The sequence below is a fragment of the Bradyrhizobium sp. LA6.1 genome (genome assembly GCF_040547805.1).
In the GTDB taxonomy this organism is placed as follows: Bacteria; Pseudomonadota; Alphaproteobacteria; order Rhizobiales; family Xanthobacteraceae; genus Bradyrhizobium; species Bradyrhizobium barranii.
Window position 1 is genome coordinate 156,517 of record NZ_JBEPQK010000019.1, and the last position, 21,576, is coordinate 178,092.

The following is a 21,576-nucleotide window of genomic DNA, read 5'->3' on the forward strand; positions in this document are numbered from 1 at the left end:
GAACCCGCTTTGGGGACCAAAAATCCAGTTTCAGGCCGTCATGCCCTGAATCTGTTCTTCAGACCTTCAAAACGCAAAACGACGCGCGGGGCGCATAGGCACGCCCGCCCGTCACAACGATTGTCTTCACGGACTGCAAAAGCCCGAAATAGCCTGCTCTCCCAACGGCTTACAGGGAATCCGGCATCCCTGCCCACCGCGCTTTCGTGCTGTCGAACCGATATGGGGCGACAATAGTCGAGATTCGAGGGGTTAACCTTCAAATCCCAACACTTTTTCGTGTTCGGCCTACGTCGGGATGTTCCGTCGCACGCCTTTTGCATATTGCCCACCCCTTAGATGGATGGACCGAGACCCCGGGCTTCGCTGATGCTCGCCCGGGATCTCGCGCCAGTAAGCGTTGCTTACTTGAGCTCGACCTTCGCGCCAGCCTTCTCGAGCTGGACCTTGAGCTTCTCGGCCTCGTCCTTGTTCACGCCTTCCTTGACAGGCTTCGGCGCGCCCTCGACGAGGTCCTTTGCTTCCTTCAGGCCCAGGCCGGTGATGGCGCGGACTTCCTTGATGACCTCGATCTTCTTCTCGCCGGCGGCGGCAAGAACGACCGTGAACTCGGTCTTCTCTTCGGCCGGAGCGGCGGCAGCGCCACCACCAGCCGGGCCGGCCACGGCGACAGCCGCGGCAGCCGAAACGCCCCACTTCTCTTCGAGGAGCTTCGCGAGTTCGGCAGCTTCGAGCACGGTGAGGCTCGAGAGGTCGTCAACGATCTTCTGCAAGTCAGCCATTGTTCAGTTTCCTTGAGTGTAAGTCTGGTTCGGGTTTGAGTTTTGCGAAGGGCGTCAGGCCGCTTCGCCCTTTGAGGCATGAGCCTGGATGACGCGCGCGAGCTTGCCCGCGGGCGCATTGGCGAGCTGAGCGATCTTGGTCGCCGGGGCCACAAGAAGGCCGACGATCTTGGCGCGCAGTTCATCAAGCGACGGCAGCGAGGCAAGTGCCTTCACGCTGTCGACATTCAGGACGGTCTTTCCCATCGAGCCGCCAATGATGACGAACTTTTCGTTCGTCTTGGCGAATTCGACGGCGACCTTCGGCGCCGCTACCGGATCGTTCGAAGTGGCGATCACGGTCGGTCCCTTCAGCATGGGGCCGATGGCAACGACGTCAGTGCCTTCAAGAGCAATTTTGGCGAGACGGTTCTTCGAGACCTTCACCGAGGCGCCAGCCTGCTTCATCTGCATACGCAGCTTCTGCATCTGGGCAACGGTCAGGCCGGAATATTGAGCAACGACCGCGACGCTCGTGGTCTTGAAGACCCCATTGAGCTGTTCGACCGCTTCCTTTTTTGCCGCTCGTTCCACAGCAAGCTCTTTCCGGTTGGCGGTCATCGCGAGAAGCGGGACCGCCGGGTTGCACCCATCGCCCCACCCAAAACCTGAACCTCGGGGCCAAAACCCCTTCGGACACGCGCCGGGCGAGACGACAATTCAAAGCCTGCCCTCCGGGAGCCCTTAAGGCCCACGGCGTGTCGAGGTCCGAACCAGACCCGTTTCGCAAGCCAGCCGTTAAAGCTGGACGCGAAGTGAAATCCGGTCTTCACCCGTCTATGCAGGCCATGCGATTAAGCCGTTGAGAAATCGAAATTTCCCGCGGGCGCCTGCAGTCTTGGACAGGACAAGGTCAGCCGGCGAACCGCCCGACCCCTGCCCGCACTCCACCAACCGACGGGTTTTCCTTCCTTTTCGGGCAAATCCTCACGGACGTCCTGAAAAGGAATGATCTCCTGTCTTGTCGGGTTTTCGGAATGCGTGCACGAACGCGCCAGCCGAGGCCGGCACGTCCGGAAGCGGTTCTTTAACCGCTCGGAGCCCGCTTGCCAAGAGCAAAATTCACACCAGTTCCAATCCGTTGCCGGCCGGGCTTGAGGCGGCCCGACAAGGGCCGATTCAGGCCGATTTGACCCCGTATGGCAGCGGCTTGCCCGCGAAGAATGCCGTCAGGTTCGCCAGCACGCAGCTCTGCATGGCGACGTGCGATTCGAGGGTGTGGCCGCCGATATGCGGGGCGAACACGACATTGGGGAGCGCCGTCAGCGCGTCGGGGGCGTGCGGTTCCTTCTCGAAGACGTCGAGGCCGGCGCCGGCGATGGTCCTGTCGGTCAGGGCCGCGACCAGGGCCTTCTCGTCGATCACTGAGCCGCGGGAGATGTTGACGACATAGCCGTGCTCCCCGAGTCGCCCGAGGATATCGGCGTTGACGACGTGCTGGGTATCAACCCCTGCCCGGACCGCGATCATCAGCACACTGCACCAGTCGGCGAGCGCCTCCAGCGTCGGGAAATATTGATAGGGCAGATCGTATTTGCTGCGGCTGAAGTAGCCGACCTCGCTCTCGAAGGCGGCGCAGCGGGCCGCGATCTTGCGGCCGATCTCGCCCATGCCGTAGACGCCGATGCGGCGGCCGGGCATGCCGGCCTGCGGCCGCATCATCGGCGACTGCTTTGAGCCGGCCCAATCGCCGCTGCGGACATATTGGTCGGCGACCAGGATCCGCCGCGTCGTCGCCAGCATCAGGGTCATCGCGATATCGGCGACGGAAGCCGCGTTGGCACCGGGGCTGTGGCCGACCGCGATGTTGCGCGCGGCGGCCGCCTTCAGGTCGACGCCGTCATAGCCGGTGCCGTAGCAGACGATGGCGCCGAGTTTTGGGAACAGGTCCATCGCCTCTGCCCCGAATGGCGAGCCGCCGGCGGTGAGCATCGCGCGAATGCCGCCGAGCTCTTCGGCCGAAAACACCTCGCGCGCCGGCTTGCCGCCGGTGTCGAGCAGTTCGAACCGCTCGGCGAAGCGCGCCATCATCGTCTTCGGGAAGCGCGAGTAGATCAGGACCTTGTCAGCCATTTTTTCTTGTTTCCCGGTTCTTGTTTCCGATGAACGCCGCCGCAAACGACGAGGGGCGGAATCGGTTGCCCAATTCCGCCCCTCGCCTCATGCAATTTCCAAACCTCAGCCGAGGCAAGCCTTAACCGAGAATGGTGCCCGGCTCGACCTTCACGCCGGGGCCCATCGTCGAGGACACCGCAACGCGCTGGATGTAGGTGCCCTTGGAGCCAGCCGGCTTCGCCTTCGAGACAGCATCGGCCAGGGCCTTGATGTTCTCGACCAGCTTCTCCTCGGAGAACGAGGCCTTGCCGACGCCGGCCTGCAAAATGCCGGCCTTCTCGACGCGGAACTCGACCGAGCCGCCCTTGGCACCCTTCACTGCACCGGTGACGTCCATGGTCACGGTGCCGATCTTCGGGTTCGGCATCAGGCCGCGCGGGCCGAGCACCTTACCGAGACGGCCGACCAGCGGCATCATGTCGGGGGTGGCGATGCAGCGGTCGAAATCGATCGAGCCGTTCTGCACCTTCTCGACCAGGTCCTCGGCGCCGACGACGTCGGCACCCGCAGCCTTGGCCTCATCGGCCTTGGCGCCGCGGGCGAACACGCCGACGCGGAGCGTACGGCCGGTGCCGTTCGGGAGGGTCACGACGCCGCGGACCATCTGGTCGGCGTGACGCGGATCGACGCCGAGATTGATCGCGACTTCGATGGTCTCGTCGAACTTCGCCTTGGCGCGTTCCTTGACCATCTTGATGGCGTCCGCGAGCGGGTAAAGCTTTTCGCGGTCAACACCTTCGCGGGCTTTGTTCAAACGCTTTCCGATTGCCATGACCGCTTACCCCGCCACTTCCAGACCCATCGAACGGGCAGAGCCCTCGACCATCTTCATGGCCGACTCGATGGAATCGCAATTGAGATCCTTCATCTTCTTCTCGGCGATCTCGCGCACCTGCGCCTTGGTCACCTTGCCGGCCTTATCACGGCCCGGCGCCTTCGAACCGGACTGGATCTTGGCGGCCTGCTTGAGGAAGAAGGACATCGGGGGGGTCTTCATCTCGAACGTGAACGAACGATCGGCGTAGATCGTGATCACGACGGGAATCGGGGTGTTCTTCTCTTCCTTCTGGGTCTGGGCGTTGAACGCCTTGCAGAACTCCATGATGTTGAGACCGCGCTGACCAAGCGCGGGACCGATCGGGGGCGAAGGATTCGCCGCACCGGCCGGGACCTGAAGCTTCAGGTATCCGGTCACTTTCTTTGCCATGTATCACTCCTGTTGTGCCGGCAGGGCCAGCGGTTTCAGGTTCGTGGTCTGGGTCGGATGCGGCTGGCAACCGCCCTCTCCCTCCCACGGCCTCTTGCTAGCGTGAGACCGAAGCCTCACGCCTCGTCCAATCAGACCTTCTCGACCTGACCGAATTCCAGTTCGACCGGCGTGGCGCGACCGAAGATCGACACCGCGACCTTCACGCGCGAGCGCGCCTCGTCGATTTCCTCGACCACACCCGAGAACGAGGCGAACGGGCCATCGGCCACGCGCACGTTCTCGCCGATCTCGAACGACACCGACGCCTTCGGCCGTTCCACGCCCTCCTGCACCTGGTGCAGGATGCGCATGGCCTCGGCTTCCGAGATCGGCATCGGCTTGTTCTCGGCGCCGAGGAAGCCCGTGACCTTCGGGGTGTTCTTGATCAGATGAAACGCCTCGTCGGTCAGCTTCATCTTCACCAGCACGTAGCCCGGGAAGAACTTGCGCTCGGCGTCGATCTTGCGGCCGCGGCGCACTTCCGTGACCTTCTCGGTCGGAACCAGCACCAGCTCGAACAGCTCCTCGAGCCCGCGCTGCTTGGCCTGCTCGCGGATCGATTCGGCGACCTTCTTCTCGAAGTTCGAGTAGGCGTGGACGATGTACCAGCGCTTGTCGGTCGATTGGGTTGCAGCGGCTGTTGCCATCAGTGAATGCCCAAAAGGAAGGTGATGAGGTAACGGATGATCTGGTCGGCGGCGAAGAAGAAGATCGAGGCCACGGCGACCATCACGAACACCATGATGGTGGTGATCGTGGTCTCACGACGGGTCGGCCAGGTGACCTTGGCGGTCTCCGAGCGCACTTCCTGCAAAAACTTGAACGGGCTGACTGCCATCGTTTGATGTCCAACGTCCGTCGACAGACGCGAATGAATTTCAGGGATCCGAACAGCCGCCGTTGGCCCAGCCCTCTGTCTCGAAGGATGAGCCGGGAAACCGGGCTCGATTGTTCGGGGATTTCAAAGCCGCGCCGGAAATCCGCGTTTAACGGGCCGGCTGCGAGTGCGGGGTAGATACTGCGGATGGGGCCAAAGGTCAAGGTGTGGGCTGCCCGGGACACGCGCGGCCGAGGCCAGCGGACCCGATCCGGATCAAGGGCTTACCCGGTCCGCATGATCCACGGTCCGAGCTTGTCGGCCCGCCACCGTCCTGCCTGTCGATCCTGATTGTCTGGGATTAGCTGGCAGGAGTGGCAGGGCTCGAACCTGCGACCCCCGGTTTTGGAGACCGGTGCTCTACCAATTGAGCTACACTCCTACGGACCCTCGCGTCGCCACGCGGATCAGGGGCGCTTTCAAGCACAGGGGACGGCTGGTTTGCAAGGGTGAAGCGCGCTGGCTTCGCTTGTTTGTGCCGCGCCTTCTGGGCCAGAGTTCGTTCCCGATAATAATGTGCCCCCGGGAGTGAACATGACTGCCACAGCCGCCGCCCAAGCCGCCACCGCGCCGAAAACCCCGCCTTTGCCCGAGGCCAGGCCGGAAACGCTGGGCCTGTCGCGCCCTCGCCTGCAGGCGATGTCGGACGCCTTCAAACGCGAGATCGACAAGGGAACCATTCCCGGGGTGACCGTGCTGGTCGCCCGGCGCGGCCAGGTCGGCTGGTTCGAGGCGCTCGGCAAGCAGAGCCCGGCGGGACCTGCGCCGATGGCGCTTGATTCGATCTTCCGGATCTTCTCGATGACCAAGCCGATCGTCTCGGTCGGCATCATGGCGCTGGTCGAGGATGGCCATTTGCTGCTCGCCGACCCCGTCGCCAAGTTCATTCCGGAGTTCGCCAACCAGAAAGTCGGCGTCGTCAGTGGCGGCAAGCTGGAACTGGTTCCGCCCCGGCGGCCGATGACGGTGCAGGACCTGCTCCGCCACACCTCGGGCCTGACCTATGAGCACCAGGGCGACGGCCCCGTGCACAAGCTCTACCAGGAGTCCCGCGTCCGCAGCCGCAAGATCACCAATGCCGAGCATGCCGCGCTGGTGGCAAGCTTCCCGCTGGTCTGCCATCCCGGCGACGAGTTCAACTACAGCCGCTCCACCGACATCCTCGGCCGCATCATCGAGGTCGTCAGCGGCAAGTCGCTCGGCGCGTTCCTCGCTGAGCGCATCCTCGCCCCGCTGCAGATGACTGAAACCGCCTTCTCCACCAGCGAAGCCAATGCCGGCCGGCTCGCCCAGCCGTTCGAAGCCGATCCCTGGACCGGTGACAAGGTCGCGCTGTTCAACATGCTCGAGCAGCCGGTGATGGAGTCCGGCGGCGGCGGCCTGGTCTCGACCACGATGGACTATGCCCGCTTCGCGCTGATGCTGCGCAACGGCGGCACGCTCGACGGCAACAGGATCATCGGCCGCAAGACGCTGGAGCTGATGGCATCCGATCACCTTGGGCCGCACGTCGTGACCAACGGCACACTGCTGTCGCCGGGCCACGGCTTCGGCCTCGGCTTTGCCGTGCGCCGCGAGGCCGGCATCGCGCCGTTCCCCGGCAGCGTCGGCCAGTATTTCTGGAGCGGCATTGCGGGGACGTTCTTCTGGATCGACCCGAAGGAAGATCTGTTCGTCGTGTTTATGTCGCAGGGACCGGGGCAGCGCGACCACACGCGGACGCTGGTGCGGGATCTGGTTTACGCGGCGGTGGATTGAGGAGACGCCAGTTAGACGCGGCGTTGCATCTCCGCACTCACTGTCATGCCCCGCGACCCGGCTACGCCAAGGCTTCGCCGGGGCTCAGGTCCAGGGCCGCCGAAGCTTTAGCGTAGGCGGCAAGCGGGGCATCCAGTACGCCGCGGCGGATGTGGTGAAAGGGCGCTCTCTAGCGCCGGCCTCTGGGATACTGGATCGCCCGCCCCAGTGCGCAATTGCGCACAAGGCGGGCGATGACAGCTGTCTGTGGGCGGGCTGGGTGCCCCTTCCCTCCCACGCAACGCCTCAACTAATCGTCGCGCCGCCGTCGATCACCATGGTCTGGCCGGTCATGAAGTCGCCGGCCTTCGATCCCAGGAACACGGCGGCGCCGGCGATCTCGTCGGGGATGCCGATGCGCAACAGCGGCGAGCGCGAGGTCGAGGCCTTCAAATTCTCTGGGTTGTCCCACAGTGCCTTGGCAAAATCGGTCTTGATCAGACCGGGCGCGATGCAGTTCACGCGGATGTTGTGCTTGCCGTATTCGCAGGCGAGGTTGCGCGCGAGCTGCATGTCGGCGGCTTTCGAAATCGCGTAGGCGCCGAGGATGGTCGAGCCCTTGAGGCCGCCGATCGAGGAGACGATGATGACCGAGCCGTCCTTGCGCTCGATCATCTGCGGCACCACCATCGAGATCAGCCAGTTGTTGGCGACGATGTTGTTGTCGAGAATCTTCCTGAACTGATCGTCGGAGATGCCGGCGAGCGGACCGTAATAGGGGTTCGACGCGGCGTTGCAGACCAGCACGTCGATCTTGCCGAAGGCGCGGTTGCTCTCGTCGATGAGGTTTTGCAGATTTTCCTTCGACGAGATGTTGGCGGCGATCGCAACCGCCGTGCCGTTGCCGAACCTGTCGTTGATGCCCTTCGCGACCTGGTCGCAGACATCAGCCTTGCGCGAGGAGATCACGACCTTGGCGCCGTGCTCGGCCATGCGCTCGGCGATCGCCAGCCCGATACCGCGCGTCGAGCCGGTGATGACGGCGACTTTCCCCTTCATGTCGAACAAGGTCATGGTTTCCTCCCAGATTATGGTTTGATTGACTTGAAGCTTACGCCGTGTCCGCGCGCGCGGACAACGGTATCAGGCGAGCTTCTTGACTTCCGGCCCCGCCAGCTGATGCATCTCGGCGTGCGCGTCATCAGCGATCCACGGCTGCTGGTTGACCATCGGCAGTCGCCAGACCGAGCGTTCGGGGCTTGAGAAATAATCGAGCCGCGTGATCGACACATTGTCGATGTCGAACGACAGGGCCCGCTCTACCTGGCCGTCGAGTGCGAGGCCGATCGCCGCCTTGATGGTGCCGCCATGCGCGACCGCGATCACATCCTGCCCGGCCGCCTCGTTGTTGATCCGCTCGACGGTGCGGCGCGTGCGGTTGTAGAGATCCATGAAGCTTTCGCCGCCGGGCGCGGGCTCGTTGATGTCGGCGAACCAGCTCGAGCCGACGGGGCGGCTGGCGATGAACTGGGCGCGGTTCATGCCCTGCCAGCGTCCGAGATTCTGTTCGGCCAGGTCTGCTTCCCATTTCATCGATGCGGGCCTTGGGAAGCCGGCCGCCCAGATCGCTTCCGCGGTCTGGTGGGTGCGCATCAGATTGCTCGAATACCAAACCGCCTTGCGTGGCAGCACCTTGGCAACAGCGTTGAACACGTAGGTGTCGCTGGTGTCGCAGGCGAGATCGCTCTGGCCGTAAATGTTGCCGCCGTCATTGCGCACCGGCGCATGACGGACCCACCACCACCGCGTCGTGACCACTTTGGGCTTGTCTGTGCCTGTCATCGAAACTCTTCCATCCCGTGTGATGTCGCTGTACGTCAGGTGTGAACGTGTCTCAAGACACTTTACCGTTTGAAATCTTGTTTGAAATTCCGTTGCGCGGCAAGCGTCGCGCAGCATACCAAAGGGAGAAACGCATGGGCCGTCTGCAAGGCAAATCCGTCATCATCACCGGCGCCGGCAGCGGCATCGGCCGCGCCGCCGCACTCCTCTTCACCAGGGAAGGCGCCAAGCTGATCGCGGTTGACCGCACCGAGGCGGTGAAGGAGACCGTCGACGAGGTGAAGAAGGCCGGCGGTGTCGCGGAAGCCATGGTGGCCGACGCGGGCTCCGAAAAGGACGTCATGGCCGTCATCGACAAGGCGGTGAAGACGCACGGCCGGCTCGACGTGATCTGGGCCAATGCCGGCGTTTCCGGCGGGCTCGTGCCGCTCGGCGAGCAGACCGTGGAACAGTGGCAGGAGGTGCTGCGCATCAACCTGATCGGCCCGTTCCTCGCGGTGAAACATGCGATGCCGCACATGGTGAAGCAGCAGTCCGGCGCGATCGTGCTCACGGCGTCCGTCGCGGGCCTCAAGGCCGGCGCCAGCGGGCATCCCTATGCGGCGAGCAAGGCCGGCGTGATCAGCCTGGTGCAGACCACAGCGTATTCGCTCACCGGCACCGGCGTGCGCATCAACGCGGTGTGCCCGGGCCTGATCGAGACCGGCATGACCAAACCGATCTTCGACCGCGCCAAGGAGCGCGGCACCCAAGACAAGATCGGCCAGCTCAATCCGCTGAAGCGCCCCGGCCAGCCGCACGAGCTCGCGGCGATGGGGCTGTTCCTGGCCAGCGACGAAGCATCGTATGTCAACGGCCAGGCGTTCCCGGTTGACGGTGGTTTGACGGCGTCGATGCCGTATACGGGCAAGCCGGTTTAGCACGCGCTCTCTCGCATCCCGGACGCGCTGCGTCCGGGATGCGAGACCGGAGTTTTGGCGCGCAACTGCCTCAACATCGTCATTGCGAGCGCAGCGAAGCAATCCAGAATCCCTCTGCGGAGGCAGTCTGGATTGCTTCGTCGCAAGAGCTCCTCGCAATGACGGAGTGTGGGGTGACACGGCCGCTTCATCATACGCATCTTCATTGCGGACACACCCTCGCGTCCTCGCGGCTTGCTTCGCCCGAGCTTTGCTTGGTCGCCTCACCCCCAATTGAAAGAGGGCGCAGGGAAGGCCGGGAGCCGGCTGGCTCCCATTGTCCGCTATGCCATGAGTAGTTTGCGCTACAATGCACAGCGGGTAACAGGGCAACCGGAGCATCCCGGCCTTCCCTGCGCAGTGGTTGGAACGGCTTATGTCGTGCTCTCCCCGGGGAGCGTTGCACTATTGCCCCCGTCGCCGTTGCGGATGGCTGATGCGCATGCCCGGTCGGGCTGCCACATCACCGCAAGACTTGGCGCACAGACCCCGGGCGCCAGGTGTGACGCGCAGTTTCATATGACACCTCCCGGGATCAGCTGGGATTATCCGGGAAACGGCGGGAAGTGATTGGAATGCAAGGGTTTGCGCGGCCTTTGGCGCTCGTCGGCGGCACGGACCGCGCGCAAGTTCAAATGTCACCAGGCGGCGGCCCGCTTCGCGAAATCGCCCGAATAACCCTAGCGCGGCATTCGAACTCGGACTCGAAACCGCCCGTCGGCGCCCAGGGAGTCCGAGTTCGCTCAAATCGACGCAAGCAATTGGAGATGCGGCGTTTTCAGGTGACTGGCACAATCGCGGCGGGCGCGAACTCGGACTCGGAAGTCAGACTCGTTCACTCCGGATTTTGGAGGCTCACCGCTTTGATTTCGCCTTGCGGGAGGAAGGAGATCCGTCCGTCCACGGCAAGGAGAAAACCCGCAGAAGACGCGCGCAGGATGCGCGCATTATCAATGACGCCGGATTTTGTGTTGACCACGTATCGAAACCGGTCAGCGAGTTCTATGGCAACCTGACAAGCGCCGGCTTGGAAAATTATGGCCCACCAACCGATGGCAATCCAAGCGCACTCGGGCCAACCGATCGGCGCCCCTACTCTTGTCAGTCTGCTCACATAAGCAGACCACGGAAGGATGAATCCGATTAGGATTGCAAAGTTTGCGAGTAGCTGCGGGTCGAGAGTCCTCGGGCTAAAATGGATCGTGCCCGCCGTGGCCAGAGCGCCGCCGATCAATGCGATGATGATCTGCACCGATGCCTTCTTGATTCGCGCGACCACGGCAACAATTGCCGCACCAATGCTGAGAGCAGTGAGGGCGACACCGAGCGAGTAGACGAAATTACTAAGGTCCGCGAGCCCTAGGAAGTGGATTCCAACTTTCCAGAAGTATCCGATATTAAAAACTGCGAGGGTCGAGATGATCGCCAACGAAGCCAGCGAGACATATCGACTAAGATAATCGAGCACAGGCAGGCTCCCCCAATTGCCGGAAGTCGAGGCTGCAACTTTAGCATGTTCCTCTTGACCGGGAACAGCCTCATCCTTCCACTCTCTTCGAATGTCGTGTGATGATCAGCTCCCGCGCCTGGTGCGCCTTGTTGCTGCGGGCCAACGAATAGGTCAGCTGCACCGGCCGCAGCCGGAAGCCGGCGAAGGTCTTCCGGATCTCGGGGACGTCGTTGATCGACATGATGAAGCGGCCCTTTAAGCCCCTTAAAACATCCGCCATCTGGGCGTATTCCGACCGCTCGAACAGGCCGGCGCCGTAGTCCTTCTCGCCGCCGAAATACGGCGGGTCGAGAAAAAACAGCGTGTCCGGCCGGTCGTAGCGGCTGATGAACTCGGCCCATGGCAGGCACTCGATCGTGACGCCGGCCAGCCGCTCGTGCAGCTCGTCCAGCATCGGCGCGAGCTTCGCCACGTTGAAGCGCGCGCCGGCCGGATCGACGCCGAAATTGCGGCCCGCCACCTTGCCGCCAAACGCCGTGCGCTGGAGATAGAGGAAGCGCGCGGCCCGCTCCAGGTCGGTGAGCGTCGCCGGGTCGGACGCCTTCAGCCGCTCGAATTCGGTCCGACCCGTGATCTGCCACTTCAGCATATCCATGAAGGGCACGTAGTGGCGTTGCAGGATGCGAAAGAACGTCGCGACGTCGCCGGAGCGGTCGTTGATGATCTCTCCCTTCCTCGGCCGCCGCCGGCGCAGGAAAACGCCCCCCATGCCCACGAACGGCTCGGCATAGGTCTCGTGTGGAATCCGCTCGATGCATGCGACGATCGTTTTCGCCAGCTGTTTCTTGCCGCCGATATAGCCCGCGGCCGGCTTCACCGGCTTGTAGACAACCTTTGAACTCATCTGCTCGAATCGCTCCGGCCCGCCTAGGGTCGCCGCGCTGCGCAGCAGCGGCGGGTCGGCGGGAACGGTTTCTCTCGTCGTGCGGGTCAGTCTGCCAGGATAGGCCCGCGGTTGCAGCGTTAGCGCGCTGTCGACCCCCGCCACTACCGTGCCGAGGGGTAGCTCTCAGTCGTCAATCGCCTCGTCGAGGCTCGCCGGCATCTCACCAGGTCGATACGCGAAGCCGGGATCGATGCCTTCAGGCACCGACACCGTCGTTGTGCTGCCGTCCGACAGCCGAATGGTCTTCTCGACCGTCTTTGACGCCGGCGCCTCGTCGGACACTGCGAGCCCATATCGCCGCAGATCGTCGTCGGAGAGGCTATCGACCCAGCAATGGCAGCCCCAGCCGTTCGGCGGGTAGTGCGTCTGCCACCACGGGTCGTCGACCGGCAGAATCGTGCCGTCCCAGCCCTCGTGCAGTGGGCGCGGATGCTTCTGGCCTTCGAGATGGCGATAAATCAGGTACGGCCGCGAGCGCTTGACGCGCTGGATCTGATCCCAGCGGCCGGCGGCATAGGCCGTGCTCATGTTGGTGTCGAAGATCACGCGGCTACGCCAGCCGCGCGAACCGTTGTAGCTCCAGCCGTGGTCCTCGACGATGCGGTCGAAGTCCTTTCGGAAAGATTCGAGCGTCTCGCCGTTCTCGATTGCCTTGTTGACGGCATCGTGGAAGTCGGCGACCAAGCCATCCGTCATCGCGCCGGCGACGGTGAAGCTCGACGAATGCTCCTGCTGCCACAGATCGGTCCAGGTTGCGGTCGGAACGTTCGCCTTCTGCCGCAGGAAGTTGATCGCCTCGGCCGGATTGACCGAAAACGGCAGCACCTCGGCATGCAGCGAAGCCGACGGGCAGCCGCACGCGCGAAAGACGGGTGTGCCGTGGCTCCTAAGCATCGGGAATGTTCGCGCGACCGGTCAAATTGGCGAGCACACGCGCCAACCGGATCAAACCAGCAAGCCTGTACTCGGCAAGGCCGGGTTTTGCCCGCGCGAGTTCATCGCGGACCTGCTGCAACGAGCCGGAACGCTCGACAATGGCCCGCACCTCGTTGATCACTGCGTCAGCGCCGTGGCCGCAAAGCCGTTCGGCCTGGTCGGCGAGCGCTGCGATGGGATCGTGTGTTTCGTGAAGGGCGTCTCCTATGCCGTCGTGATCGCGTTCAACGACGAGAACCTCTGGACCGGCTTTCCAACCTTCAAGTTCGAGCTGTCGGGCATCGCGCTGTACGATCCGTCGAGGGATTCCACGGTGGGCGGCAGCGGCACGCACCGCTTCAATGATCCCGCCACCTGGGGCGGTGATGGCGATCAGTATCCGGCCGTGCAGGCCCATGCCGTTCTGCGCGGTATCTCCTATCAAGGTGTCTGGCTTTACGGCCTTCAGAACATGGTGGCGGCGCGGCTGCCGGTGACGAACTGGATTACCCAGATCGAAAAGTGCCGCGTCACCGTCGTTGGCGCTGCCGGCCTTGAGCCGACCTACCGCACCGGCATGCAGGTCAACGTCGATACGCAGCCGGTGAATGCGCTCGAAGCCCTGATGACGGGGTGCCAAGGAAAGATCTCGGAGATCGGTGGCTTCTACAAATGTCGTCTCGGTGCGCCCGACAGCCCGAGCTTCAGCTTCACCGACGGTGATATCCTCTCGACTGAACCTCAGAGCTTGCGGCCGTTCTTCTCGATCTCGGACAGCGTCAACGGCATCCAGGCCAAGTATCCCGACCCGTCGCAGGGCTGGAACATCGCGACCGCGCCGGCCTATTATCGCACCGACCTGGAGGTCAAGGACGGCAACCGCCGCTTGATGGCGAGCCCGCAATTCGACGCGGTGCCTTATCCCGAACAGGTGCAGCGGCTTCAGAAGTCGGCGATCGAGGAAGGCCAGCGCGCGCGCGGCCACAACATCGTTCTGCCGCCGGCCTTCTGGACCGTCGAACCTGGTGACGTCGGCCAATGGACGTCCGCGCGCAACGGCTATAGTGCGAAGCAGTTCCGGGTCGACGCCGGCGCGGACAAGGCCAACCTCGACGTTCCGCTGACGCTCACCGAGGTCGATCCCAACGACTACGATTGGGATCGCGCCACCGACCTCAAGCCGGTCGTTTCAGGCGCTACGGTGTCGAACCCGCCGCCGGCGCAAGGCATTGCCAGCTTCGACGCGCAGCCTTATTCGCTGGTCGACGATAGCGGCATCGTGCGCCGGCCGGCGATCCTGATCTCCTGGGACGGCTCACAGCCCGGCATCAGCGCCGTACAGTTCGAGGTGCGGCTGGCATCGGACTCGTCCAGCGTGACGCGCGGACGCACCGATCGCGTCAGTGCCGGCAATCTCATCATCACGCAGTCGATCCTGCCTGCTGTGACTTACCAGGTGCGCGGGCAGTACATTCCGTCTTCGCCGCGCGACATGCTGTGGTCGAGCTGGATCACGGTGACAACGCCCGACGTCCGTCTCTCGCTTGCCGAATTTGACGCGGCCGTGAGCGCGCAGGTCACGACGATCTTCAATCAGCTGAATGACAAGGTCGATCGGATCGAGCAGGACTTCGCATCGCGGCTTGCGAACCTCTCGGCGCGCGGATGGAATGACAAGACAGAGGTCCGGACGCAGTACAATGCGCGCGCCGATGTCGCGGCGGCCTCGATCGAGGACGTCCGCATTGTCGCCGTCAATGCCTCGGAGGCCTTCGCAAGTTACACGGCTTTGGTGACTGCGACATGGGGCTCTCTCACCGCTTTCGTCCAGGTGTCCGCCAACGCGATCGCGACGCTCGACGACTACGCGGCGGCCTCATATGGCGTGGCAGTGAGCGTGGACGGCTACGTCATCGGGACGAAGCTGATCAACGGCGGTCCGGGGCTCTCTTCTTTCGCCGTCCAGGCCGACAAGTTTCAGTTCCAGTTTCCCGGCTACAACGGCGGCCTGCCTCAAGACGTCTTCGCAATCGGCACCATCAACGGCACCGCAGCGGTCGGGATCAGGGGCAACCTCAATCTCGACGGCACCTTCAATGTGAAGGCCATCGCGGCCGGTTCGATAGACGTCATCTATCTCAAGGCGAACTCGATCGACTCCGCGTCGGGCGTTATCAAGAACCTCGGCGTGGGTAGCCTAAGCATCGCAGACAATGCGGTCACGGTGCCGGTCGCACAGACGACGGGAGCCGCTGTATTTGGCGCCGGTTTTGGTAACTGGGTGTCGTTTTTCAGTTTCAACATGTCCATAGACACCACGGGATTGTCGGGCAAGCCTATCGTGATTTACGTGAGCGTGAACTCGATGTGGGCTAGTGGCTCCCCCGCTACAGAGACGGGACAATTCCGCTTTTTGCTCAACGGCTCACAAGTCAATTATTACCAAGTGACGCTGCCAACCGGCGCGAGCGCCCCGATACCACTGTCCGGTGCTATCAGCATTACAGGTACTGGCGGCATTGTATCTGTTCCGATTGCGGCTCAATTCGGATCTACCAGTTCGAATGCGATCTTGGCAGGTGCAACACTCTTTGCAGTGGCGGCGAAGCGATGAACATTCATTACAACGTCACGACCGAACAGATCATGTCCTACGGTTACGGGGCAGATCACGGCGATGGGTTTGAAGACAGTCATTTCCCCGGCTGCAAAGTTGCGATCATTCCAGATCAGCCGATCGATGCCAGGACGCAGAGGTTTGACGTCGCCACGTGGAAGGTCGTCGACAAGGAGACTCCGGACTCCGACCCGTTCCAGATGTTCGAAGTAAGGGGGGCTGTGCATCGCGAACTATCCGACACAGATAAATTTGTTTTGCCGGACTTCCCGATTTCCGAGACCGAACGCGCGGCGTGGGTCACCTACCGCAAGGCGCTGCGGGACGCGTCAAAAGGCAACATCACCGCAGCCGCGATGATCGCCGCGATACCGGTAAGACCGGACGGTGCCGACGCCGTCGCAAGGCTACGCGAACAATTGAATGCGGCGAGTGCCGCGCAAGGGATGGACGCATGACCGCGCTTTCCAGCTACGACGTTGGCACCGTCTCTGTTGACGCCGATGGGACAACGGTCACGGGAGTGAGCACCCTTTGGCTCACGGCCGGAAACGTCAAGCCGGGCTACTTCTTTACAGTCGGGCACTTCGGTGTGTTCATCACCGATGTCGCTGACGACGCGCATTTGACGATCACGCGGTGGCCTGGCGCCACGGTAAGCGGCGCGATCTACAGCATCTGGAAGGTCGCGCAAGGCGCGTTCAACACTGAGCTTTTGGCGGACGTGGATAGGATCGTCACCGCGCTCAACGCAAACGGCTATATCGTCTTCGTACCTCCGACCTTGACGGCGCCTGATCCTTCCCTCGGTGAGGAGAATCAAACCGCGCTCCAGCCGACGACCGGCAAGATGTGGGTCATGACAGGCGGCGTCTGGAACTATCTCGGGATTTACAAGGGCTTCAACCCTCGCGGCGCTTACGACAACGCGGCGACTTACTCAGTCGGCGACTATGTCAGTTCGGCGGGCTCGTCCTACGTCTGGATCAACGCAACGTCCGGCTCCGGGCACGCGCCACCGAACGCGACCTACTGGCAGGTACTGGCATCAAAGGGAGATAATGGACCGGCCGCATGGGCGCTGCCATCGGCTTGGACGACTGCGACCGCCTATACCGCAACCGCACCTTCGAGCGTGGTCGTCGTAAACGGCAGCACCTTTGTCTGCATCGTCTCGCATACCTCGGGCACCTTCGCGACTGATCTTGCCGCCGGCAAATGGCAGCTCGTTGCTCAGGCGGCCCCGATCTACAACGTCACGTCGACGGCCTCTTTGTTGATAGCGGTGGCATTGAAGGCGTTCACTGGTGTCGCGACCAACAACGCGTATCAGATCGGTGACTATGTTCGCGCCAAATCCAACGCGAACGCGGCCAACTACATGGAAGGGAACGTCACTGCAAATTCGGCCGGCACCCTGACGGTCAACGTCACCAAAACTGGCGGCTCCGGCACCTTTACAGACTGGAATATCTCGCCGACCGGCGCGCCAGGTGTTGGCGACATGCTCAAGACCGACAACCTCTCCGGTCTGGCGAACGTCGTAACGGCCGCGAACAATCTCGGCGTGGTTTCTTATGCCGGCGCGCAAACGCTGACTGTCGCGAATAAAAAGCAGGCACGCGACAATATCAGCGTTCCGATGCGAGGCTATCTTCATGGCCTCACGATTTCGATGGCCGCCGGCTCAAGCACATTTACTGTTTCTGCCGGTGAAGCGGCGGACAGCACCGCGGCAGATATAATCACGCTGCCATCGGCCATATCTAAAACATTGACTAATTGGGCGGTTGGTTCAGGCAACGGTGGCGTGATGCCCGGCAATGTTGCCGGTACTACTTGGTATCACGTGTGGCTGATCAAACGGCCTGACACCGGTGTTGTTGATGTGGTTTGCGATCTCGCGTCGGCGGGAACGGCAAACATCTCGGGGCTTGCTAGCGGTGCCTACACTGAGGTTCGCCGCATCGGAACGATAAAGACAACCAACGTCAGCACGTGGGCTAGATATCTTCAACTCGGTGATAAGTTCATATGGGATGTCGCGACCCTGGATGACCTGTCTGCTGTCGGCACAACATCGGTGCTTGTCACATTGAATGTCCCGACCGGTATTCAAGTCGAAGTTGAGATTTATGGTCTTGGTGTAAATACCGCGCAAAGCACGGTTTGGTTGATCAGTTGTCCTGATCAAGCCGACACGCCTCCATCCACTGGCGGGCCTTTCAGCGGTATTGTTGCAGTCGGAAGCGCCAACAGCGGTTATTCGCAGATTGTTAGAACGAACATGTCAGGGCAAGTGCGGAAGCGAGCAAACGTCGCAACAACCACAATCTACATCAACACGTTCGGCTGGATCGATCGTCGCGGCAGGGATGCCTAGGCTATGATCCATTGCGGCGGCGCTCGAAGATTGCCGCTGCTTTGGGCATTAGGCTTTAAACGGGTCTTCAAGGAACCCTGTCCCAAGGCGGCTTCGGCCGGTTCCGAGGGGGTGACATTTGAACCTGCGCGAGGTGACATTTGAAATTGCGCGCTACACCAGGACGACACGATTTGGCCGTACGCCGATCACATCTGTCGTTGGCGCGAGGTCTTCGCTCACGGTCGCCCGCCCTTGCGAAGCTTTTCGTGCCGATGTGACCTGCGTCCACCGCCGCCCGGCCCGCGTTCGTGACGATCGCGATACGCCCCTCTTCCTTGGGCCGGGTTGCGGCGACAGATACGCCGTTTCCGAATTTCGGTAAAGTGGAATATTTTCGCGAGTACACATCGACCGAGAGTTTGAGTGTTTTGCCCGACGGGCAACGCAAGGTCTTGTAGACTGGAGATCTTGTAGCCCGGATGGAGCGAAGCGTAATCCGGGGTTTGCGCCCCCCGGACATAGTGGCCCCGGATTTCGCTTCGCTCCATCCGGGCTACGATGCCGATTTGGCCTACGAAGCCAGCGCTGCGACAAACAACCCGCTCGCGACCACCGACGCAACCGTCCGCACGTGGTTCCAGAACGTCCAGTCCTTCAGATACGCCGCCCACACAGCGCCAGCCTCCGGCGCGGACGGCTGCAACGCGGCGAGCGCGTTGTTGAGCGGGACGTTGAACACCATCGTCACCACGAACATGCCGATGACGTAGAGGCCGCCGCCGGCGATCATGCTCACTGCCCCCGGCTCGCTGACGCGCAACGTCCCCATCACCACCATCGCCGCACCCACCACCGTCGTGCCGAGAAACAGCGGCATGAACAGCGAGCGCACGATGTCGACATTGATCGCGTTCATCACGGCGATGCCGGCCGCCTGGTCGAGCCGGCCGAGCGCGGCCGTGATGAAGGTCGAGAAGGCGAAATAGATTCCGGCCATGAGGCCGCAGCCGATCGCCGAAAACCAGAGCAGTCCGGTCGTGAAACCCTGCCACATGCCGCAGCTCCCTATAATACGATAAATTCTCGCATTTGATAAATGCGATAAACTCTCTTATTTGTGACGTCAAGCGCGGATGGCGGGAATCGGGATGCCGGAACGGAAAAGCAGGACGGACAAGACGACGCACGCGGCCGCGCGACGCACGCCGCTGGTGCCGACGCAGGAGCGAAGCCGGGAGCGTTTCGATCGCATCCTGACGGCTGCGGCCGAGATCCTCACCGAGAAAGGCAGCGACGCCTTCCGGATGAGCGACATCGTCGAGCGCACCGGCATCGCGTTCGGCTCGCTCTATCAATATTTTCCGGACAAGAGCACGGTGATCGGGACGCTTGCCGAGCGCTGCAATGTCATCGGCCGCGAATGCGTCCAGCGCGACCTCGCCGAGATGAAGAAGCTGTCCGACCTGCACGCTGCGCTGTGCCGCATCACCGACGGCTATGACCAGATGTTCCGCGAGCATCCTGTGATGCATCACATCTGGCAGGCGACGCAGGCCGACCGAAGCTTGCAGAAGATCGACGAGGAGGATGTGGCCTTTCTCGCCGGCCTCTTGCGCGAGGCGCTCAAGCGCGTCGCGCCGAAACAGCCCGCCGCCGCCCTCACCTCCTTCTCGCAACTGGCGATGATCCAGATCGCCGCCGCGGTTCGTCACGCCATCGCCTTGCCGCCGGCGGAGGCGCGGCGTACGCTCGAGTTGTTCAAGCGAATGCTGCCGAAAGATCTCTCCGCGCTCGGCTGAGGTTCAGCGAAAGCACCCTTCGCGATCCGATTTGCCCGAACCGCCACTCCGTTGGTATGTTTCGTGCAGGCGGCGAAGCCATCCTCCATCTCATGAACGAGACAATGCCCAACCCGATTTTCCCGAGTTCACGACCCGATCGCATTCGCAACCTCCTCGCCGACCTCGTCGGCTTCGACACCGTCAGCGACCGCACCAATCTGCCCTTGATTGCCCATATCGAGAGCTATCTCGCTTTCCTCGGTGTCAAGGGCGAGCGCATCGTCGACGACACCGGCCAGAAGGCCTCGCTCTGGGTCACCATCGGACCGGAGGACCGTCCAGGCCTCGTGCTGTCGGGACACACAGACGTCGTGCCGGTCGTGGGCCAGGACTGGAGCCACGATCCGTTCAAGCTGGTCGAGCGCGACGGCAAGCTCTACGGCCGCGGCACCACCGACATGAAGGGTTTTGTCGCGGTGTGCCTCGCCATGGTGCCGGAGATGCTGGAAGCGAAGCTGACCACGCCGATCCATCTCGCCATCTCCTATGACGAGGAGATCGGCTGCGTCGGCGTGCGGCCGATGCTGCGCGAGGTCGCGAAGAAGAAGATCAAGCCGCTCGGCGCCTTCATCGGCGAGCCGACCGAGATGAAGGTCATCATCGGCCACAAGGGCAAGCACGGCGTGCGCGCGACATTCCGTGGTCTCGCCCGCCACTCCTCGATCGCGCCCGACGGCGTCAACGCGATCGAATACGCGGCCGAGCTGATCACCGAAATCCGTCGCCGTGCCGTGAAGCTTGCGGCCGCGCGATCGAATGACAGCCTCTACGACGTTCCGCATACGACGCTGCTCACCAGCATCGTGCATGGCGGCGCCGCGCTGAACATCGTGCCCGATACCTGCACGGTGGATTTCGAATGCCGCGGCATCGGCATCACCGAGTCGCGCGAGGTGACGGATGCGATCGTCGCCTGGGCCAAGGCCGAGCTCGAGCCGGAGATGAAGGCGAGACATCCGGAGTGCGGCATTGATTTCGAGGAGATCCTTGATTATCCCGCGCTCGACACGGCGGCCGACGCCGCCATCGTCACACTGGCAAAAAGCCTCGCCGGCCGCAACGACCACGCCAAGGTCGCCTTCGGCACCGAGGCGAGCCTGTTCGCCAGCATGGCGGATATCCCGTCGGTGGTGATCGGCCCCGGCGCGATCGCGCAAGCGCATACGCCCGACGAGTTCGTGGCGATGGCGGAGCTGGAGAAATGCGCAGGCTTCGTGGAAAGGCTGATCGCGCATTGTGTGAAGGGCTGACCCGTAGGGTGGGTTAGCTTAGCGCAGCGTAACCCGCCGCTTCTGTTGCGCCGTGCGAATGGCGGACAATGATGCGCCTTTGCCCACCCTGCGGGAGCTGATTTGCCCGACAGGCAAGGCTCCCTTCTGCTAGGCTCCAGACTCTCGCCTAACCGAAGGGAGAACTCCATGAAGGCCATCGCACTGGGCGCACTCGGGGCCGCGCTGGTTGCGGCCGCCGCTCCCGCCGCGCCGCTCAACGCAACGACGATCGGCTCTGCCGAAATCTCCGACGTCGACCAAGTCGGTCTGATCTGCAACGAGTATTATGGACGCTGCTGGCGGACCCGGGGACGCTATGTCCTGCGCTACTTTGACGACCCCAGCTACTTCCCCGGCAGGGGCTACAACTACTACGCCGGTCCCGGCTATTACGATCGCGGATACGGCGGCTACTACGTCGGACCGAGGTTCACCATTCGCGCCCGGTAGCAGGCCAATCAGCATCAGAGCGGCCCTCGACGCCGTCGCGTCGAAGAAGAAGGGCATGAACAGCGAGCGCAGGATGTCGACATTGATGGCGTTCATCGCCGCAACCGTTCAGAGCGTAGCC

22 protein-coding genes and 1 tRNA gene are annotated in these 21,576 nt (G+C 62.6%); 8 read left to right on the forward strand and 15 right to left on the reverse strand.

The features are described 5' to 3' along the window. Positions 1 to 404: 404 nt before the first annotated feature. The 8 genes from rplL to ABIB99_RS35320 all read right to left on the reverse strand — a co-directional run bounded on the left by rplL (position 405) and on the right by ABIB99_RS35320 (position 5,444). Entirely contained in the window at positions 405 to 782 is a 378-nt protein-coding gene (rplL, locus tag ABIB99_RS35285; protein ID WP_063982571.1) for a 50S ribosomal protein L7/L12, read from the reverse strand. Positions 783 to 836: 54 nt separating this feature from the next. Continuing rightward, complete coding sequence (gene rplJ / locus ABIB99_RS35290; RefSeq protein WP_063986291.1) at positions 837 to 1,355, reverse strand: 50S ribosomal protein L10; 519 nt, start codon at positions 1,353 to 1,355, stop codon at positions 837 to 839. 585 nt (positions 1,356 to 1,940) lie between these two features. Continuing rightward, on the reverse strand, positions 1,941 to 2,894 hold the full coding sequence (locus ABIB99_RS35295) for a 2-hydroxyacid dehydrogenase (protein WP_354180097.1): 954 nt from the start codon (positions 2,892 to 2,894) through the stop codon (positions 1,941 to 1,943). 121 nt (positions 2,895 to 3,015) lie between these two features. Continuing rightward, the gene (gene rplA / locus ABIB99_RS35300) at positions 3,016 to 3,708 is read right to left on the reverse strand and encodes a 50S ribosomal protein L1 (protein ID WP_014494487.1); all 693 of its coding nucleotides are present in this window, start codon (positions 3,706 to 3,708) and stop codon (positions 3,016 to 3,018) included. A 6-nt stretch (positions 3,709 to 3,714) separates the two neighbouring features. Next, positions 3,715 to 4,143, reverse strand: a complete 429-nt coding sequence (rplK, locus tag ABIB99_RS35305) for a 50S ribosomal protein L11 (RefSeq protein ID WP_006611824.1) — start codon at positions 4,141 to 4,143, stop codon at positions 3,715 to 3,717. A gap of 131 nt (positions 4,144 to 4,274) precedes the next feature. After that, entirely contained in the window at positions 4,275 to 4,832 is a 558-nt protein-coding gene (gene nusG / locus ABIB99_RS35310) for a transcription termination/antitermination protein NusG (protein ID WP_063982569.1), read from the reverse strand. Then, positions 4,832 to 5,023 carry a preprotein translocase subunit SecE gene (secE, locus tag ABIB99_RS35315; RefSeq protein ID WP_007611620.1) on the reverse strand — a complete coding sequence of 64 codons (192 nt, stop codon included), beginning with the start codon at positions 5,021 to 5,023 and terminating at the stop codon, positions 4,832 to 4,834. Before secE ends, nusG begins: the two co-directional genes overlap by 1 nt. 345 nt (positions 5,024 to 5,368) lie before the next feature. Beyond that, positions 5,369 to 5,444: transfer RNA gene (locus ABIB99_RS35320), tRNA-Trp, on the reverse strand. A gap of 152 nt (positions 5,445 to 5,596) precedes the next feature. Between ABIB99_RS35320 and ABIB99_RS35325 the strand changes: the two genes are divergently transcribed. Next, positions 5,597 to 6,820, forward strand: coding sequence for a serine hydrolase domain-containing protein (locus ABIB99_RS35325; protein ID WP_354180100.1), 1,224 nt, complete (start codon positions 5,597 to 5,599; stop codon positions 6,818 to 6,820). A 285-nt stretch (positions 6,821 to 7,105) separates the two neighbouring features. Here the strand turns inward: ABIB99_RS35325 and ABIB99_RS35330 are convergent, their stop codons facing one another. Together ABIB99_RS35330 and ABIB99_RS35335 are read right to left on the reverse strand one after the other, a co-directional pair. Next, positions 7,106 to 7,873 (reverse strand): SDR family NAD(P)-dependent oxidoreductase, encoded by a 768-nt coding sequence (locus ABIB99_RS35330; protein ID WP_354180102.1) that lies wholly within the window; start codon positions 7,871 to 7,873, stop codon positions 7,106 to 7,108. A 69-nt stretch (positions 7,874 to 7,942) separates the two neighbouring features. Then, positions 7,943 to 8,641, reverse strand: a complete 699-nt coding sequence (locus ABIB99_RS35335; protein WP_063982567.1) for a histidine phosphatase family protein — start codon at positions 8,639 to 8,641, stop codon at positions 7,943 to 7,945. Positions 8,642 to 8,775: 134 nt separating this feature from the next. On the opposite strand from ABIB99_RS35335, the gene ABIB99_RS35340 reads away from it, so the two are divergent. Then, entirely contained in the window at positions 8,776 to 9,561 is a 786-nt protein-coding gene (locus tag ABIB99_RS35340) for an SDR family NAD(P)-dependent oxidoreductase (RefSeq protein WP_071912821.1), read from the forward strand. An 874-nt stretch (positions 9,562 to 10,435) separates the two neighbouring features. Here ABIB99_RS35340 and ABIB99_RS35345 read toward each other — a convergent pair. The 4 genes from ABIB99_RS35345 to ABIB99_RS35360 all read right to left on the reverse strand — a co-directional run bounded on the left by ABIB99_RS35345 (position 10,436) and on the right by ABIB99_RS35360 (position 13,053). Next, on the reverse strand, positions 10,436 to 11,068 hold the full coding sequence (locus tag ABIB99_RS35345) for a hypothetical protein (protein ID WP_354180105.1): 633 nt from the start codon (positions 11,066 to 11,068) through the stop codon (positions 10,436 to 10,438). 70 nt (positions 11,069 to 11,138) lie between these two features. Then, a complete protein-coding gene (locus ABIB99_RS35350) occupies positions 11,139 to 11,954 on the reverse strand; it encodes a DNA adenine methylase (protein WP_354180141.1) in 816 nt (271 codons plus the stop codon). Positions 11,955 to 12,119: 165 nt separating this feature from the next. Next, positions 12,120 to 12,890: a phage head morphogenesis protein gene (locus ABIB99_RS35355; RefSeq protein WP_354180107.1), complete on the reverse strand. Its 771-nt coding sequence runs from the start codon at positions 12,888 to 12,890 to the stop codon at positions 12,120 to 12,122. Next, entirely contained in the window at positions 12,883 to 13,053 is a 171-nt protein-coding gene (locus tag ABIB99_RS35360; protein ID WP_354180109.1) for a hypothetical protein, read from the reverse strand. The genes ABIB99_RS35355 and ABIB99_RS35360 overlap by 8 nt, the downstream gene beginning before the upstream one ends. A 12-nt stretch (positions 13,054 to 13,065) precedes the next feature. On the opposite strand from ABIB99_RS35360, the gene ABIB99_RS35365 reads away from it, so the two are divergent. The 3 genes from ABIB99_RS35365 to ABIB99_RS35375 are packed head-to-tail and all read left to right on the forward strand — an operon-like array spanning position 13,066 to position 17,911. Continuing rightward, a complete protein-coding gene (locus ABIB99_RS35365; protein ID WP_354180111.1) occupies positions 13,066 to 15,525 on the forward strand; it encodes a phage tail protein in 2,460 nt (819 codons plus the stop codon). Beyond that, on the forward strand, positions 15,522 to 15,986 hold the full coding sequence (locus ABIB99_RS35370; RefSeq protein WP_354180113.1) for a phage tail assembly chaperone: 465 nt from the start codon (positions 15,522 to 15,524) through the stop codon (positions 15,984 to 15,986). Before ABIB99_RS35365 ends, ABIB99_RS35370 begins: the two co-directional genes overlap by 4 nt. After that, positions 15,983 to 17,911, forward strand: a complete 1,929-nt coding sequence (locus ABIB99_RS35375) for a hypothetical protein (RefSeq protein ID WP_354180115.1) — start codon at positions 15,983 to 15,985, stop codon at positions 17,909 to 17,911. The genes ABIB99_RS35370 and ABIB99_RS35375 overlap by 4 nt, the downstream gene beginning before the upstream one ends. 553 nt (positions 17,912 to 18,464) lie before the next feature. Here the strand turns inward: ABIB99_RS35375 and ABIB99_RS35380 are convergent. Further along, a complete protein-coding gene (locus ABIB99_RS35380) occupies positions 18,465 to 18,947 on the reverse strand; it encodes an anthrone oxygenase family protein (RefSeq protein WP_354180117.1) in 483 nt (160 codons plus the stop codon). 94 nt (positions 18,948 to 19,041) lie between these two features. Here ABIB99_RS35380 and ABIB99_RS35385 point away from each other — a divergent pair, with 94 nt between their 5' ends. The 3 genes from ABIB99_RS35385 to ABIB99_RS35395 all read left to right on the forward strand — a co-directional run bounded on the left by ABIB99_RS35385 (position 19,042) and on the right by ABIB99_RS35395 (position 21,455). After that, positions 19,042 to 19,692: a TetR/AcrR family transcriptional regulator gene (locus ABIB99_RS35385; RefSeq protein ID WP_063982565.1), complete on the forward strand. Its 651-nt coding sequence runs from the start codon at positions 19,042 to 19,044 to the stop codon at positions 19,690 to 19,692. Between the two features lie 104 nt (positions 19,693 to 19,796). After that, positions 19,797 to 20,984, forward strand: coding sequence for an acetylornithine deacetylase (gene argE / locus ABIB99_RS35390; protein WP_247307449.1), 1,188 nt, complete (start codon positions 19,797 to 19,799; stop codon positions 20,982 to 20,984). 168 nt (positions 20,985 to 21,152) lie between these two features. Then, positions 21,153 to 21,455: a hypothetical protein gene (locus ABIB99_RS35395; protein WP_208070710.1), complete on the forward strand. Its 303-nt coding sequence runs from the start codon at positions 21,153 to 21,155 to the stop codon at positions 21,453 to 21,455. The last annotated feature ends 121 nt before the right edge of the window (positions 21,456 to 21,576 follow it).

Coding starts and splice junctions, on each gene's coding strand:
- rplL (WP_063982571.1), bottom strand. CDS start 782: ATGGCTGACTTGCAGAAGATCGTTGACGACCTCTCGAGCCTCACCGTG.
- ABIB99_RS35295 (WP_354180097.1), bottom strand. CDS start 2,894: ATGGCTGACAAGGTCCTGATCTACTCGCGCTTCCCGAAGACGATGATG.
- rplA (WP_014494487.1), bottom strand. CDS start 3,708: ATGGCAATCGGAAAGCGTTTGAACAAAGCCCGCGAAGGTGTTGACCGC.
- rplK (WP_006611824.1), bottom strand. CDS start 4,143: ATGGCAAAGAAAGTGACCGGATACCTGAAGCTTCAGGTCCCGGCCGGT.
- nusG (WP_063982569.1), bottom strand. CDS start 4,832: ATGGCAACAGCCGCTGCAACCCAATCGACCGACAAGCGCTGGTACATC.
- secE (WP_007611620.1), bottom strand. CDS start 5,023: ATGGCAGTCAGCCCGTTCAAGTTTTTGCAGGAAGTGCGCTCGGAGACC.
- ABIB99_RS35325 (WP_354180100.1), top strand. CDS start 5,597: ATGACTGCCACAGCCGCCGCCCAAGCCGCCACCGCGCCGAAAACCCCG.
- ABIB99_RS35330 (WP_354180102.1), bottom strand. CDS start 7,873: ATGACCTTGTTCGACATGAAGGGGAAAGTCGCCGTCATCACCGGCTCG.
- ABIB99_RS35335 (WP_063982567.1), bottom strand. CDS start 8,641: ATGACAGGCACAGACAAGCCCAAAGTGGTCACGACGCGGTGGTGGTGG.
- ABIB99_RS35340 (WP_071912821.1), top strand. CDS start 8,776: ATGGGCCGTCTGCAAGGCAAATCCGTCATCATCACCGGCGCCGGCAGC.
- ABIB99_RS35350 (WP_354180141.1), bottom strand. CDS start 11,954: ATGAGTTCAAAGGTTGTCTACAAGCCGGTGAAGCCGGCCGCGGGCTAT.
- ABIB99_RS35355 (WP_354180107.1), bottom strand. CDS start 12,890: ATGCTTAGGAGCCACGGCACACCCGTCTTTCGCGCGTGCGGCTGCCCG.
- ABIB99_RS35370 (WP_354180113.1), top strand. CDS start 15,522: ATGAACATTCATTACAACGTCACGACCGAACAGATCATGTCCTACGGT.
- ABIB99_RS35375 (WP_354180115.1), top strand. CDS start 15,983: ATGACCGCGCTTTCCAGCTACGACGTTGGCACCGTCTCTGTTGACGCC.
- ABIB99_RS35380 (WP_354180117.1), bottom strand. CDS start 18,947: ATGTGGCAGGGTTTCACGACCGGACTGCTCTGGTTTTCGGCGATCGGC.
- ABIB99_RS35385 (WP_063982565.1), top strand. CDS start 19,042: ATGCCGGAACGGAAAAGCAGGACGGACAAGACGACGCACGCGGCCGCG.
- argE (WP_247307449.1), top strand. CDS start 19,797: ATGCCCAACCCGATTTTCCCGAGTTCACGACCCGATCGCATTCGCAAC.
- ABIB99_RS35395 (WP_208070710.1), top strand. CDS start 21,153: ATGAAGGCCATCGCACTGGGCGCACTCGGGGCCGCGCTGGTTGCGGCC.